Origin of the sequence: Plantimonas leprariae (assembly GCF_008802405.1) — a bacterium.
In the GTDB taxonomy this organism is placed as follows: domain Bacteria; phylum Pseudomonadota; class Alphaproteobacteria; order Rhizobiales; family Rhizobiaceae; genus Plantimonas; species Plantimonas leprariae.
On record NZ_VZDO01000004.1, the window covers coordinates 87,413 to 101,496 of the forward strand.

General features: G+C 68.1%; 15 protein-coding genes. 14 read left to right on the forward strand and 1 reads right to left on the reverse strand.

Going from position 1 to position 14,084, the window contains the following annotated elements:
• Positions 1-159 precede the first annotated feature (159 nt).
• The 10 genes from F6X38_RS06770 (at position 160) to F6X38_RS06815 (ending at position 10,002) form a co-directional block, all read left to right on the forward strand.
• Positions 160-543 (forward strand): DUF6163 family protein, encoded by a 384-nt coding sequence (locus F6X38_RS06770; protein WP_246191225.1) that lies wholly within the window; start codon positions 160-162, stop codon positions 541-543.
• A gap of 169 nt (positions 544-712) precedes the next feature.
• On the forward strand, positions 713-1,222 hold the full coding sequence (gene ldtR, locus F6X38_RS06775; RefSeq protein WP_150968858.1) for a transcriptional regulator LdtR: 510 nt from the start codon (positions 713-715) through the stop codon (positions 1,220-1,222).
• 266 nt (positions 1,223-1,488) lie between these two features.
• Positions 1,489-2,826 (forward strand): L,D-transpeptidase family protein, encoded by a 1,338-nt coding sequence (locus F6X38_RS06780; protein WP_150968859.1) that lies wholly within the window; start codon positions 1,489-1,491, stop codon positions 2,824-2,826.
• A gap of 191 nt (positions 2,827-3,017) precedes the next feature.
• Positions 3,018-4,334 carry a serine hydroxymethyltransferase gene (gene glyA, locus F6X38_RS06785; protein ID WP_150968860.1) on the forward strand — a complete coding sequence of 439 codons (1,317 nt, stop codon included), beginning with the start codon at positions 3,018-3,020 and terminating at the stop codon, positions 4,332-4,334.
• Positions 4,335-4,355: 21 nt separating this feature from the next.
• Positions 4,356-4,859: a transcriptional regulator NrdR gene (gene nrdR / locus F6X38_RS06790; RefSeq protein WP_150968861.1), complete on the forward strand. Its 504-nt coding sequence runs from the start codon at positions 4,356-4,358 to the stop codon at positions 4,857-4,859.
• The gene (gene ribD / locus F6X38_RS06795; RefSeq protein ID WP_150968862.1) at positions 4,852-5,940 is read left to right on the forward strand and encodes a bifunctional diaminohydroxyphosphoribosylaminopyrimidine deaminase/5-amino-6-(5-phosphoribosylamino)uracil reductase RibD; all 1,089 of its coding nucleotides are present in this window, start codon (positions 4,852-4,854) and stop codon (positions 5,938-5,940) included. Before nrdR ends, ribD begins: the two co-directional genes overlap by 8 nt.
• Before the next feature lie 71 nt (positions 5,941-6,011).
• Complete coding sequence (locus F6X38_RS06800; protein ID WP_150968863.1) at positions 6,012-6,629, forward strand: riboflavin synthase; 618 nt, start codon at positions 6,012-6,014, stop codon at positions 6,627-6,629.
• A 108-nt stretch (positions 6,630-6,737) separates the two neighbouring features.
• Positions 6,738-7,184, forward strand: coding sequence for a 6,7-dimethyl-8-ribityllumazine synthase (locus tag F6X38_RS06805; RefSeq protein WP_150968864.1), 447 nt, complete (start codon positions 6,738-6,740; stop codon positions 7,182-7,184).
• Between the two features lie 4 nt (positions 7,185-7,188).
• Positions 7,189-7,689: a transcription antitermination factor NusB gene (nusB, locus tag F6X38_RS06810; RefSeq protein WP_150968865.1), complete on the forward strand. Its 501-nt coding sequence runs from the start codon at positions 7,189-7,191 to the stop codon at positions 7,687-7,689.
• Positions 7,690-7,854: 165 nt separating this feature from the next.
• Positions 7,855-10,002 (forward strand): sodium-translocating pyrophosphatase, encoded by a 2,148-nt coding sequence (locus tag F6X38_RS06815; protein ID WP_150968866.1) that lies wholly within the window; start codon positions 7,855-7,857, stop codon positions 10,000-10,002.
• 75 nt (positions 10,003-10,077) lie between these two features.
• Here the strand turns inward: F6X38_RS06815 and F6X38_RS06820 are convergent, their stop codons facing one another.
• Positions 10,078-10,539 (reverse strand): outer membrane protein assembly factor BamE, encoded by a 462-nt coding sequence (locus F6X38_RS06820; protein WP_246191246.1) that lies wholly within the window; start codon positions 10,537-10,539, stop codon positions 10,078-10,080.
• 190 nt (positions 10,540-10,729) lie between these two features.
• On the opposite strand from F6X38_RS06820, the gene F6X38_RS06825 reads away from it, so the two are divergent.
• From F6X38_RS06825 to F6X38_RS06840, 4 genes are all read left to right on the forward strand, one after another.
• A complete protein-coding gene (locus F6X38_RS06825) occupies positions 10,730-11,305 on the forward strand; it encodes a ubiquinol-cytochrome C chaperone family protein (RefSeq protein ID WP_246191226.1) in 576 nt (191 codons plus the stop codon).
• A complete protein-coding gene (locus F6X38_RS06830; RefSeq protein WP_150968868.1) occupies positions 11,302-11,850 on the forward strand; it encodes a YceD family protein in 549 nt (182 codons plus the stop codon). Before F6X38_RS06825 ends, F6X38_RS06830 begins: the two co-directional genes overlap by 4 nt.
• Positions 11,851-12,025: 175 nt before the next feature.
• The gene (plsX, locus tag F6X38_RS06835) at positions 12,026-13,099 is read left to right on the forward strand and encodes a phosphate acyltransferase PlsX (RefSeq protein ID WP_150968869.1); all 1,074 of its coding nucleotides are present in this window, start codon (positions 12,026-12,028) and stop codon (positions 13,097-13,099) included.
• The gene (locus F6X38_RS06840; RefSeq protein ID WP_150968870.1) at positions 13,099-14,076 is read left to right on the forward strand and encodes a beta-ketoacyl-ACP synthase III; all 978 of its coding nucleotides are present in this window, start codon (positions 13,099-13,101) and stop codon (positions 14,074-14,076) included. The genes plsX and F6X38_RS06840 overlap by 1 nt, the downstream gene beginning before the upstream one ends.
• The last annotated feature ends 8 nt before the right edge of the window (positions 14,077-14,084 follow it).

The window sequence follows — 14,084 nt, forward strand, 5'->3', positions numbered from 1 at the left end:
GGTTAGGCGCTTCCGCGCCCGGCATCAATCCGGCGGCGAACGGGGAGAGGCATCCTCAGTGGTGGAGGAAGGCGGCACGGGCTGGCGTTCGGCGCGGACTTCTGGCCAAAAGGGCGCATGACGATTCCGGCGGCACCGGCTCCGGGAAGCGGACGATACGTGCGGCTTTCCATCCTCTGGCTGCGGCGAATCGCAGGCCTCGCCCTGTTCGCGATCGGCATCGCCTACTGGATCCGCCTCGTCGGCGTGTTTCCGGAGGCGAACTGGCGGTTCGACCTGATGTCGTCGCAGTGGCGGGCGGCATCCTGCGTGCTCGCGGTCCTTGCGCCGGTCGGCGGCGTCGGTCTCTGGCTCGCGGCTTCCTGGGGCACCGTGGTCTGGATCATCGTCGCGACGCTGGAGGCGGGCATGCATTTCGCCCTGCCGCAGATCTTCGGCGGGCCGGATGCCGAACTCGCCGTGGTACTCGCGACTCTGGCGGCGTTCGCGCTGCTGCGCATCGCCGAATGGTGGTCGCATCGTCCGCCGGGCCGGGCTGGTTGACGAAATCCATCCACGGGTCACGGCTCGTTAGTGAAGAAAATCGGAGGCGAAACAGTAAGATGCTCTTAAGCCTGGGCTTTAAGTCGAACTTTAGTCGCGCCTCGTATTGTGGTGCATAAGACGAGGCCGGAACAAGAGCTCTCGTCACTGCAACAGCGGAGGCGATACTATGAAGACCCAGGTCAAGAAGCAGCCGGAACAGTTCGTCGAGGTCAACACCGAGCTGAAGGGTCTCTACTTGGAGACCGTTCAACTGGTGGAGCGTCTGCACCGCCGGCTGCTGGACGTGATCAAGGACGAGTTCGATCGCGCCGGCCGGACCGACATCAACGCCGTGCAGGCGCTGCTGCTCTTCAACATCGGCGACTCGGTGCTGACGGCGGGCGAGCTGCGCACCCGCGGCTTCTACCTCGGCTCGAACGTCTCCTACAACCTGAAGAAGCTGGTCGACCTCGGCTTCATCGACCACCAGCGCTCGCGGGTCGACCGCCGCGCGGTGCGGGTGCAACTCACCAAGTCCGGCGGCGAAGTCGCGGCCATCGTGGCGGACCTCTACCAGCGCCACATCGGCTCGATCGACAAGGTCGGCGGTCTCGACGAGCAGGAGTTCCAGAAGCTCAACAAGTCGCTGCAGCGCCTCGACCGGTTCTGGAACGACTCGATCGCCTACCGCCTCTGATCATAGCCGCGAGGCGACCTTCTCAAACCTCCGTGACCGCTCCCGGCGGTCGCGGAGGTTTCGCGCGTTGCCCTATCGCCACGCGACCACGCTAAACCATTGATACGGACACTCTCTTCCATGCTTTGGCCATATTGCCGTGGCCATGCGGAACCAGCCGCGGGCTGAACCGGCCACCGAGCGAGCCGGGCCCGTTGTCGGTCCGTTTACCTTGGTAGCCCGATATTTGCCCAAGCGAACGGTTTCGGCCTCGACGAGGGACTTTGATGCAGAACGAGAAGCGCCACGGTATCCACCGGCTGTCCCGCCGCCAGTTCTTCGCGGGAGCCGCTATCGCGGGCGCCGCGCTCGTGCCCGGCGTCGCGGCCGCGCAGGAAGCGCTCGACGATCTCCTGCAGGCGCCGCGGCGCGGCAACTGGGACGACGACTTCGATACGCGCTCCTCCGGCGTCGCGCAGGTCGCGTCGAGCCAGCCGATCTTCTCGCAGAACACCGTGACCTCGCTGAGCCAGGCGATCGAGAACTACCGCGCCATCGCCGCGAACGGCGGCTGGCCGAACGTGCCGGAGGGCGGCAAGCTGAAACTCGGCATGCAGGACCCGGCCGTCGGCGTGCTCCGCCAGCGGCTTGCGGTGTCCGGCGACCTGCCGCGCTCGGCCGGCATGTCGGAGGCCTTCGACTCATACGTCGATGCGGCGGTCAAGCGGTTCCAGACGCGTCACGGCCTGCCGGCCGACGGCGTCGTCGCCGAGATGACCTACAAGGCGCTGAACGTGCCGGTGGACGTGCGCATCGGCCAGATGCAGACGAACCTCGTGCGCCTCCAGTCGATGAACGGCTTCCTCGGCCAGCGTTTCGTGATGGTCAACGCGCCGGCGGCGGCGCTGGAGGCGGTGGAGAACGGTCGCGTCGTACAGCGCCACATCGCCATCGTCGGCAAGATCGACCGCCAGACGCCGATCCTGAACTCGAAGATCACCAACCTCAACCTCAACCCGTACTGGCACGCGCCGGCCTCGATCGTCGAGAAGGACATCATTCCGCTGATGCGGAAGGACCCGACCTATCTCGCGCGGAACGAGATCAAGATCTTCGCCGGCAACGGGCAGGAGATTCCGCCGGAATCCATCGACTGGAACACGAACGAGGCGGTGAAGTATCTCTTCCGGCAGGAGCCGGGCAAGAACAACGCCATGGCCTCGGTGAAGATCAACTTCCCGAACCAGTTCAACACCTACATGCACGACACGCCGCAGCAGAGCCTGTTCTCGAAGCTGATGCGCTTCGACTCGTCCGGCTGCGTGCGCGTGCAGAACGTGCGCGACCTCGTGGTCTGGCTGGCGCGCGACGAGCCGGGCTGGGACCGGCAGCACATCGAGCGCGTCATCGCTGCCCGCACCCGCGAGGACATCAACCTCACCAACCCGGTGCCGGTGTACTTCACCTACCTGACCGCGTGGGCGACCGATCCGAACGCCGTGCAGTTCCGCGACGACATCTACCATCGCGACGGCTCCGAGCTCCTCGCGATGAACGATTCCGCGCCGCGCGCCTACCAGCCGGGCGAGCAGGTGCAGACGCAAGCCTCCGACATGGCGAACTGAACGGGCGAACGCCTCCGAGGGGGAGCAGGGCCGGGAGCGGGGGGGCGCTTCCGGCCCTGTCCATTTCAGGAAGCCTCGTCGGGCTGCGGCGGCTTTCGTGTCGGATCGGCGCGGTTGGTTGTCGCTCGCTGTCGTGCTATCGCGTCGCTCCGTCCGCTACGGATGACGTCCCGCAACGACGAGGTGATGCCATGTCCGAACTGCGCAAGCCGGAAGCCGCGGCCGAATTCGACACGTTCTTCACGGGCGGGCTCGCCTCCACCGATCCGGCGCTGTTCGGCGCGATCAAGGGCGAGCTGAACCGCCAGCAGACCGAGGTCGAGCTGATCGCCTCGGAGAACATCGTCTCGCGCGCTGTGCTTGAGGCACAGGGCTCGGTGCTGACCAACAAGTACGCCGAAGGTTATCCCGGCAAGCGCTACTACGGCGGCTGCCACTACGTCGACATCGCCGAGGAACTGGCGATCGATCGCGCCAAGCACCTCTTCGGCTGCGCCTTCGCCAACGTCCAGGCGAGTTCCGGCAGCCAAGCCAACCAGTCGGTGCTGATGGCGCTTTCGAAGCCGGGCGAGACGATCCTCGGCATGAGCCTCGACGCCGGCGGTCACCTGACGCACGGCGCGAAGCCGAACCTGTCCGGCCGCTGGTTCGACGCCGTCCAGTACGGCCTCGACACCGCGACCGGCCTCATCGACTACGACGAGGTCGAGCGCTTGGCGCACGAGCGCAAGCCCCGCATCGTCATCGCCGGCGGTTCGGCCTATTCGCGCGTCATCGACTTCGAGCGCTTCCGCAAGATCGCCGACGCGGTCGGCGCCTTCCTCTGGGTCGACATGGCGCATTTCGCCGGCCTCGTTGCGGGCGGCCAGCATCCGAGCCCGTTCCCGCACGCCCATGTCGTGACCTCCACCACGCACAAGACCCTGCGCGGCCCGCGCGGCGGCCTCGTGCTGACGAACGACGAGGACATCGCCAAGAAGATCAACTCGGCGATCTTCCCCGGCCTGCAGGGCGGTCCGCTGATGCATGTCGTTGCCGCCAAGGCCGTCGCCTTCGGCGAAGCGCTGACGCCGGCCTTCCGCTCCTACGCGGCTTCCGTCGTGGAGAATGCCAAGATCCTGGCGCAGACGATCAGGGAAGGGGGCCTCGACATCGTCTCCGGCGGCACCGACACGCACCTGATGCTCGTCGACCTCCGGCCGAAGAACCTCACCGGCAAGTCGTCTGAGAACGCGCTCGGCCGCGCCGCGATCACCTGCAATAAGAACGGCGTACCGAACGACCCGCAGAAGCCGACGATCACCTCCGGCATCCGGCTCGGCACCCCGGCCGCGACGACGCGCGGCTTCGGCGCGGCGGAGTTCCAGGAAGTCGGCCGCCTGATCGTGGAAGTGCTCGACGGACTGAAGGCCGCGAACTCGGAGGAGGGCAACGCCCGCGTCGAGACCGCCGTGAAGGAGAAGGTTCTGGCGCTGACGAGCCGGTTCCCGATCTACTCCGGCGCCTGAGGCAGGGGTCGCTAGCCGCCGATGCGCTGCCCCTATTGCGGCTCGCAGGACAGCCAGGTGAAGGACAGCCGCGCCGCCGAGGACGGTGACGCGATTCGCCGCCGCCGCGTCTGCCCGGACTGCGGCGGCCGCTTCACCACCTTTGAGCGGGTGCAGCTTCGCGAACTGACCGTGCAGAAGAAGTCCGGCCGGCGCGTGCGCTTCGACCGGGAAAAGCTGGCGCGCTCGATCCAGGTGGCGCTCCGCAAGCGGCCCGTCGATCCCGAGCGCGTCGACCGGATGATCTCCGGTATCGTGCGCCAGCTCGAATCGTCCGGCGAAAGCGAGATCAGCTCGAACCGTATCGGTCTTCTCGCCATGGAAGCGCTGCGCGGTTTGGACGACGTCGCCTATCTGCGCTTCGCTTCGGTCTACCGCGACTTCCATGACGCGAAAGATTTCACCGCCGTGATCGGCGAACTTGCCAAGCCGCCGGAAGTGGACGACCTCGAGGCGGAAGGGGCGGCCGCGGATCGCGATGGCTGACGACGACCGTCGTTTCATGGCGGCCGCGCTTCGGCTGGCGGAGCGGCATTCGGGCCTCACCGGAACGAACCCTTCGGTCGGCACGATCCTCGTCCGTGACGGCGTGGTCGTCGGGCGAGGCATCACCGCGCCGGGCGGGCGGCCGCATGCGGAGACGATCGCGCTCGCGGAAGCCGGCGAACGAGCGGCCGGAGCGACCGCCTATGTCACGCTGGAGCCGTGCTCCCACCACGGCCGCACGCCGCCCTGCGCCGAAGCCTTGATCGCGGCCGGCGTCGCGCGTGTCGTCATCGCCGCGAGCGATCCAGACCCGCGCGTCGACGGGCGCGGCGCGGCGATGCTGCGCGCGGCCGGCATCGTGGTCGAGGCGGGCGTCCTGGCCGCGGAAGCGCGTCGCTCGTTGGCCGGATATCTCTCGCGAATGACGAGGAAGCGCCCGTATGTGACGATGAAGTTTGCGATTTCCGCCGACGGCATGATCGGCCGTCGCGGTGAGGGGCAGGTCGCGATCACGGGACCTGATGCCAATCGCCAGACCCATCTCCTGCGCGCGCGGAGCGACGCGATCCTCGTCGGCATCGGGACGGTCGCGGCCGACGATCCCAGCCTCACCTGCCGCCTGCCGGGCCTCCGCGACCGCTCGCCGACGCGCATCGTGCTCGATTCCCGGTTGGAAATCCGGCCGGACTCCGTTCTGGTCCGGACGGCGAGGGATGTGCCCGTGATGGTCGCGACACTGGCGCCAGCATCCGAGCAGGCCTCGGCCATCCGCGCCGCGGGGTGCGAGCTTCTCGCCTGCGAGGCCGAGCCCGGAACGAACCGGATCGCGCTGCCGGAACTCTTCGAGGATCTGGCGGCGAGAGGCCTGTCCAGCCTGATGGTCGAGCCCGGAGCCCGGCTCGCCGCGACCTTGCTGGAGCAGCAACTCGCCGATCGCCTGATCGTGGTCCGCGGCGAAACCATCGTCGGCGCGGGTGGAGTTCTGGCGCCCCTCGATGCCGGATCGCCAGAGGGCTTCCGCAAGGTCACCGAATACCGTTTCGGTCCCGACCGCTGGCAGGAGTTCGAGCGACTCGCCTGAGCAGAGACATTCATTGTGATCGGACGCTCCGATCGCTAGATGCGGGGGGAAATCAGGAAGCGGGACCATCCATGTTCACCGGAATCGTCACCGATGTCGGGCGGATCGACGCCGTCGAGGCGCTGCCGGAGGGTAAGCGCTTCCGGGTCGAGACGGCCTACGATCCGGCCGGCATCGCCATCGGTGCATCGATCGCCTGTTCCGGCATCTGCCTCACCGTGACGGCGCTGCCGGAGGCCGACTCGAACCGCCGCTGGTTCGAAGTGGAGGCTTGGGAGGAGGCTCTCCGCCTCGCGACGGCCGGCGCGTGGCGGGAAGGCACTCGCCTCAATCTCGAGCGTTCGCTGAAGCTCGGCGACGAGCTCAGTGGCCATCTCGTGTCCGGCCATGTCGACGGGCAGGCTGAAATCCTGTCCCGCGAGGCGGAGGGCGACGCGGTGCGCTTCCGCCTGCGCGTGCCGGCCGAGTTCAAGCGCTTCGTCGCGCCGAAGGGCTCGATCTGCCTCGACGGCACGTCGCTGACCGTCAACAGGGTCGAGGACGACGTGTTCGACGTCCTGCTCATCCGGCATTCGCTGGAGGTGACGACCTGGGGAGAGCGGCAGGCGGGCGACCGGGTCAACCTCGAGATCGACCAGATCGCGCGCTACGCCGCCCGGCTCTTCGCGGCCGATACGCAGGCGAACTGACCGCCGACCGACTTTCGTCTTACATCCGACCAAGGACTTCGGTAAGGACGCCGCTTCGACGACGCGGCGCCCCGCGCGCCGCCGTCGGAACGACCCGGAAGGACATTCATGGCAGCCCCGCATCTCCTCATCGTGGAAGCCCGCTTCTACGACCACATCGCCGACGCGCTCCTCGAAGGCGCCCGGGCGGCGCTCGACGAGGCGGGCGCGACCTACGAGGTCGTCACCGTGCCCGGCGCGCTGGAGATCCCGGGGGCGATCGGCTTCGCGCTGATCGGCGCGGACGAGGGCGGCAAGGAATACGACGGCTTCGTCGCGCTCGGCTGCGTCATTCGCGGCGAGACCTACCATTTCGACATCGTCGCCAACGAATCCTGCCGGGCGATCATGGATCTGTCGGTGAACGAGGGCATAGCTGTCGGCAACGGCATCCTGACCGTCGAGACCGAGGAGCAGGCGCTGGTGCGCTCGGCCAAGGGCGAGAAGAACAAGGGCGGTTCGGCGGCGGAGACGGCGCTGACCATGATCGCGCTGCGCGAGCGGCTCGGAGGCTGATCCCGTGAGCGACACCGCCCCGTCCCGGCCCGTGCGCCCCGCCAACAAGCGCGGCGCGGCCCGCCTCGCCGCCGTGCAGGCGCTCTATCAGATGGACGTCGGCGGTACCGGGCTTCTGGAAACGGTGGCCGAATACGAGACGACGCGGCTCGGCCAGGAGATCGATGGCGAGACCTACCGCGAGGCGGACGCCGCTTGGTTCCGCGACATCGTGTCCGGCGTGGTGCGCTCGCAGAAGACGCTGGATCCGATGATCCACACCTCGCTGACCGCCGACTGGCCGCTGTCCCGCCTCGATACGACGCTGCGTGCCATCCTCCGGGCGGGCGCCTACGAGGTCTTGAACCGCAAGGACGTGCCGACGGCCGTGATCGTCAGCGAATACGTCGACGTCGCCAGAGCTTTCTTCGCCGAAGAGGAGCCGCGCCTCGTCAACGCGGTGCTCGATCGAATCGCGCGGCGCTCGCGCGGCGAGGGGCGCGGCACGGACCCGCAGGACGAGTAGCCGCCGCCTCGCTTCCCCTGAGGACATCCCGCCCATCGTCGCGGCGCTTGACGCGGCCCGGTGCTTCGCTAACCTCCGCCGCGTCGCGACGGGCCGATGATGCACGCGCATGGCTGAGGGGAGGGACCGTCCGGTCGACCATTCGATCGGCGGCGAGGGAGTTTCATGTCGACAGCATTGATTGTGGTCATCCTCTGCGGGGCGTTGTCCATCGCCTACGCGGCCTGGGCGACGCGTTCCGTGCTCGCGTCCGATCAGGGCAGCGAGCGCATGCAGGAAATCGCCGGCGCCATCCGCGAAGGGGCGCAGGCCTATCTCGCCCGCCAGTACACGACGATCGCGATCGTCGGCGTCATCGTCTTCGTCATCTCCTGGCTGCTCTTGTCCATCCACGCGGCCATCGGCTTCCTGATCGGCTCGGTGCTGTCCGGCGTCGCCGGCTTCATCGGCATGAACGTCTCGGTGCGGGCGAATCTGCGCACCGCGCAGGCGGCCTCGCGCTCGCTCGCCGCCGGTCTTGCCATCGCGTTCAAGTCGGGCGCCATTACCGGCATGCTCGTCGCCGGCCTCGCGCTGATCGGCGTCGCGGCCTACTTCCTGATCCTCACGGGCGCGCAGGGCTATGCGCCGTCCGACCGCGTCGTTATCGACTCGCTGGTCTCGCTCGGCTTCGGCGCGTCGCTGATCTCGATCTTCGCGCGCCTCGGCGGCGGCATTTTCACTAAGGGCGCCGATGTCGGCGGCGACCTCGTCGGCAAGGTCGAGGCGGGCATCCCGGAGGATGATCCGCGCAACCCCGCCACCATCGCCGACAACGTCGGCGACAATGTCGGCGACTGTGCCGGCATGGCGGCCGACCTCTTCGAGACTTACGCTGTGACGGTGGTTGCCACGATGGTGCTCGGCGCGATCTTCTTCGCCGGCAGCGCGGTGGTCGGCACCGTGATGCTCTACCCGCTCGCCATCTGCGCGGCCTGCATCGTCACCTCGATCGTCGGCACCTTCTTCGTGCGCCTCGGCCGCAACGGCTCGATCATGGGCGCGCTCTACAAGGGCCTCTGGGTGACGACGCTCCTGTCCGTCGCGGGCGTCGCGCTGGCGACCTACCTGACCGTCGGCTTCGGCGATGTCGGAACGGCGCCGGGAACGATCCTGTCCGGCCTCAAGCTGTTCTTCTGCGGCATCGTCGGGCTGATCGTCACCGGCCTGATCGTGTTCATCACCGAGTACTATACCGGCATCGGCTACCGCCCGGTCGGCTCGATCAGCCAGGCCTCCGTGTCCGGCCACGGCACGAACGTCATCCAGGGGCTCGCCGTGTCGCTGGAATCGACGGCGCTGCCGACGATCGTCATCATCGCCGGCATCATCGCGACCTACCAGCTCGCCGGCCTCTACGGCACCGGCATCGCGGTGACCGCGATGCTCGGCGTCGCCGGCATGATCGTCGCGCTCGACGCCTTCGGCCCGGTGACCGACAATGCCGGCGGCATCGCCGAGATGGCCGGGCTGCCGGCGGACGTGCGGAAATCCACCGACGCGCTCGATGCGGTCGGCAACACGACGAAGGCGGTGACGAAGGGCTACGCCATCGGCTCCGCCGGTCTCGGGGCGTTGGTGCTCTTCGCGGCCTACAACTACGACCTCCAGTACTTCGTCGCGCAGGCGAAGGCCGGCCAGGGCTACGGCTACTTCCAGGGTGTCTCGCCGGACTTCTCGCTGACCAACCCGTTCGTGGTGGTCGGCCTGCTGCTCGGCGGTCTCATCCCCTACCTCTTCGGCGGCATCGCGATGACCGCCGTCGGGCGCGCGGCGGGCGCGGTGGTCGAGGAAGTGCGGCGGCAGTTCCGCGAGAAGCCGGGCATCATGGAAGGCCGCGAGCGTCCGGACTACGCCCGCGCGGTCGACATGCTGACGCGTGCGGCCATCCGCGAGATGATCGTGCCTTCGCTCCTGCCGGTGCTGGCCCCGATCGTCGTCTATTTCGCGGTGCTCGTGATCGCCGACAAGAGCCAGGCCTTCTCGGCGCTCGGCGCGATGCTGCTCGGCGTCATCGTCACCGGCATCTTCGTCGCGATCTCGATGACCTCCGGCGGCGGCGCCTGGGACAATGCGAAGAAGAGCTTCGAGGACGGCTTCGTCGACGCGGCCGGCGTGCGGCACATGAAGGGCTCCGACGCGCACAAGGCCTCCGTCACCGGCGACACGGTCGGCGATCCCTACAAGGACACGGCGGGCCCGGCGGTGAACCCGGCGATCAAGATCACCAACATCGTGGCGCTCCTGCTGCTGGCAGTCCTGTCGCACCTCTGAAGCGCTCTCCACAAACAAGAAGGCCCGCGGAGAGCGATCTCCGCGGGCCTTCTGCGTTCCGAAAGTCCGGTATCGTCAGCCCGGACCGGCGGGCTTGTTGATGTCGACGGGGTCGCGATTCTGCTGCACACCGGGGATGCCGGTGGGGCCGCCGGGCTCGAGAAGCTGGCCGATGAAGCTCACGTCCTTGCCGCCGGTCGGCGTGGTGCGCGAGATGAAGTCGAACAGCCTGCCGTTCTCGAGGCCGTAGTTGGCGATGTTCGTGACGGTGTCGTCCGGCCCGAAATAGATCGCCAGCACCCGCTGGTCGACGATGTGCGGATTCATGAAGGCGACGGGCCGCACCCTCTTCTGCGAGATGTAGTAGAAGACCTCGTTGTCGAAGGTCGCCTTGGTGGACGGCGTGCCGAGCGCGGTGAGGACCTGTTCGCGGCTGGAGCCGACGGGCACGAGCTGGATGGTCTGCTCGTCCACCACGTAGCCCTGATTCAGGACCTCGCTGGTGTTGCAGGCGCTGGCGAGGCTGAGCGACGCCATGCCGGCTGAGAGAAGGATCAGGCGTAGGCTCGTCCGACGGCGGATCAACTTCGCACTCCCGTGAAGCATTTCCGTGCCGTTAAACGGCGCTCGCGTCATAAACACGGCGACACTGCGGCGCGGCTGCGCCCGCGCGGCGCGGTTCCGCCTCGTAAAGCAGTCCGTTCGCCGTTGCAATCGAGTCGCAGCCATGCGACGCCCATCGCCGATGGAAGGCACGATGCTGTCGCGTTTCAAGCTGCGCAGGCAAATCCGCAACCGCAACCGCGAGATCGTGGACGCGCTCTACGAAAGCGTCGTCGCGCGTTCGCGGACGCCGAAGCTCTACCTGGAATTCGGCGTGCCCGACACGGTGATGGGCCGTTTCGAGTCCCTTTCCATCCACATCTTCTTGGCGCTCGCGCGCTGCAGCCGGGACGAAGCGACCAAGCCGGTGGCGCAGGACCTCGTCGACCGCTTCATCGTCGACGTCGAGGACTCGATCCGCGAGATCGGCATCGGCGACGTGGCGGTGCCGAAGCGCATGCGCAAGCTGACCGGCATGTTCTACGAACGCGTCTCCGCCTACGATCCGCCGTTGCGCGACGGCGACGAGCCGGCGCTGGCCGCCAAGCTGGAGCGCTACGCCTTGGGCGAGGCTCCGCCGGACCAACGCGACGCCGCAGCGCTCGCGACCCACATGATGACCACGAAGGCCGAGCTCGACCGGCTCGAAACGGATGCGATCCTTTCCGGCCGCCTGTTCGAAGACGGATCAAGCCGATGAGCGAGGGGCAAGCGCCCGACGCGCCGGTCTTCGCGCTCGTCGTTTCGCGGCTGCCGCAGGACGGGCTGCGCATCCGCTTCGAGGCGGACGAAGCGCAGCGGCGGGCGATCGCCGCACGCTTCGGCATCCTCGGCGTCGAGCGGTTCGAGGCCGAGCTTCTGGCCAGGCGCTGGCAGGACGACGGCGTCGCGGTGGACGGAACGCTCTTCGCCGCCACCCTGCAGCCCGACGTCGTCACGCTCGATCCGGTGCGCCAGGATATCGAAGAAGAAGTCACCCTCTTCTTCGTGCCGGAGCATTCGCGGCTGGCTCGCCCGGCGGTCGCCGAGGACGACGCGATCGATCTCGATCCCGGCGACGAGGCGATCGAAACCTTCCGCGGCGACCGGATCGACCTCGGTGAGCCGCTGGTTCAGCTCCTCGGCGTTGCGCTCGACCCCTATCCGCGCGGGGAGGACGTGTCCTTCGAGGCGGTGCGCGAGGGCGAGCGCGAGCCCTCGCCCTTCGCCGTGCTCGCCCGGCTGCGGGAACCGAAGAAGGATTGACCGTGTCGTCCGCGCAGTTGCCGGAGGGCGCAGATCGGATAAGAGGGCGTGCGCCGCCGGTTTTGGAACGGCTCGAAAGATCGTATGGAGCGGTGCCGTACAGGCGCCGCACAATCGTCGGCTTCTGCGGCAAGGGAGTCCGCCACCGCAAGGTCGACATGAAAGCGAGCCGCAGTTGAGTTCCAGTTCAGGCGTGACGATCGCCATCGACGCGATGGGCGGCGACCACGGACCGTCCGTCGTGCTTCCCGGCGCCGCGATCTCGCTCGAACGCCGCCCCGGCATCCGCTTCGCCATCTTCGGCGAGGAGCAGGCCGTGCTGCCGGTTCTGGACGGCTTGCCGAAATTGAAGGCGGCCTCCGTGTTCCACCATTGCGACGTTTCGATCCGCATGGACGAGCGGCCCTCGCAGGCGCTGCGGCAGGGGCGCTACCGCTCCTCGATGTGGCGCGCGGTGGAGGCCGTGAAAACCGGCGAGGCGCATGTGGCCGTCTCGGCCGGTAACACCGGCGCATTGATGGCGATGGCGAAGTTCTGCCTTCGCACCATGGCGAAGGTCGAGCGGCCGGCGATCGCGGCCATCTGGCCGACGCTGCGCGGCGAGAGCATCGTGCTCGACGTCGGCGCGACCATCGGGGCCGACGCGCAGCAGCTCGTCGACTTCTCGCTGATGGGCGCGGCGATGGCGCGGGCGCTGTTCGGCGCCGAGCAGCCGACGGTCGGCCTCCTCAATGTCGGCGTCGAGGAAGTGAAGGGGCAGGAGGAAGTGCGCGAGGCCGCGCGCTTCCTGAAGGAGACCGCGATTTCCGGCCTGTCCTACAAGGGCTTCGTCGAGGGCGACGATCTCGGCAAGGGCACCGTCGACGTCGTGGTGACGGAAGGCTTCACCGGCAACGTCGCCCTGAAGACGGCGGAAGGCACCGCGAAGCAGATCGCCGGCTATCTCCGGGCCGCCATGTCCCAGACCTGGATGGCCCGGCTCGGCTACATCCTGGCGAAGAGCGCCTTCGACCGGCTGCGGGACAAGATGGATCCGCGCAAGGTGAACGGCGGCGTCTTCCTCGGGCTCAACGGCGTCGTCATCAAGAGCCACGGCGGCACGGACGCGGAAGGGCTGGCGGCCGCGATCGACCTCGCCTGCGCCATGGCCGAGAACGGCCTGCTCGGCAAGGTCGAGGAAGCGCTTCGCCTGTTCCACGAACGCCTGACGGCCGAAACGGTCGTCGAAGTCGCGCCGGAGACGATCTGATGCACACTCGGCGCTCCGTCGTCCTCGGCACCGGCTCCGCGCTGCCGGCCCGCACCGTCTCCAACCGCGAGCTCGAAAAGACGATCGAGACTTCCGACGAGTGGATCACGCAGCGCACCGGCATCCGCAACCGGCGGATCGCCGGCGAGGGCGAGACGACGGTCTCGCTCGGCGAGGCGGCGGCCCGCAAGGCGCTCGATGCGGCCGGCGTCACGCCCGCCGACATCGATCTCGTGATCCTCGCGACCGCGACGCCGAACAACACCTTTCCCGCCTCGTCGGTGCAGGTGCAGCGGCGGCTCGGCATCGCTCGCGGCTTCGCCTTCGACGTGGCTGCGGTCTGCAGCGGCTTCGTCTACGCGCTGACGACGGCGGACCTGTATCTGCGCTCCGGCATGGCGACGCGCGCCCTCGTCATCGGGGCGGAAACGTTCTCGCGCATCGTCGACTGGGAGGACCGGACGACCTGCGTGCTGTTCGGCGACGGGGCGGGGGCCGTGGTGCTGGAAGCGGCGGAAACGGCCGAGGGCGCGGCGGGGCGCGGCGTGCTGGTCTCGCGCCTGCGCGCCGACGGCAACCACGAGGAGAAGCTCTACGTCGACGGCGGTCCCTCGACCACCGGTACCGTCGGCAAGCTGCGGATGGAGGGCCGCGAAGTCTTCAAGCACGCGGTGGCGATGATCACCGACGTGGTCGAGGAATCCTTCGCGGCGGTCGGTGTCGATGCCGAGGCGGTCGACTGGTTCGTGCCGCACCAGGCGAATCGGCGGATCATCGACGCCTCGGCGAAGAAGCTCGGCATCGCGCCGGAAAAGGTGGTCGTGACGGTGCAGGACCACGGCAATACCTCCGCCGCCTCCATCCCGCTGGCGCTCGACGTGGCGGTGCGCGACGGCCGCATCAAGCGCGGCGATCTGGTCCTCCTGGAGGCCATGGGCGGCGGTTTCACCTGGGGGGCGATGCTCGTCCGCTGGTAGCTGCGACA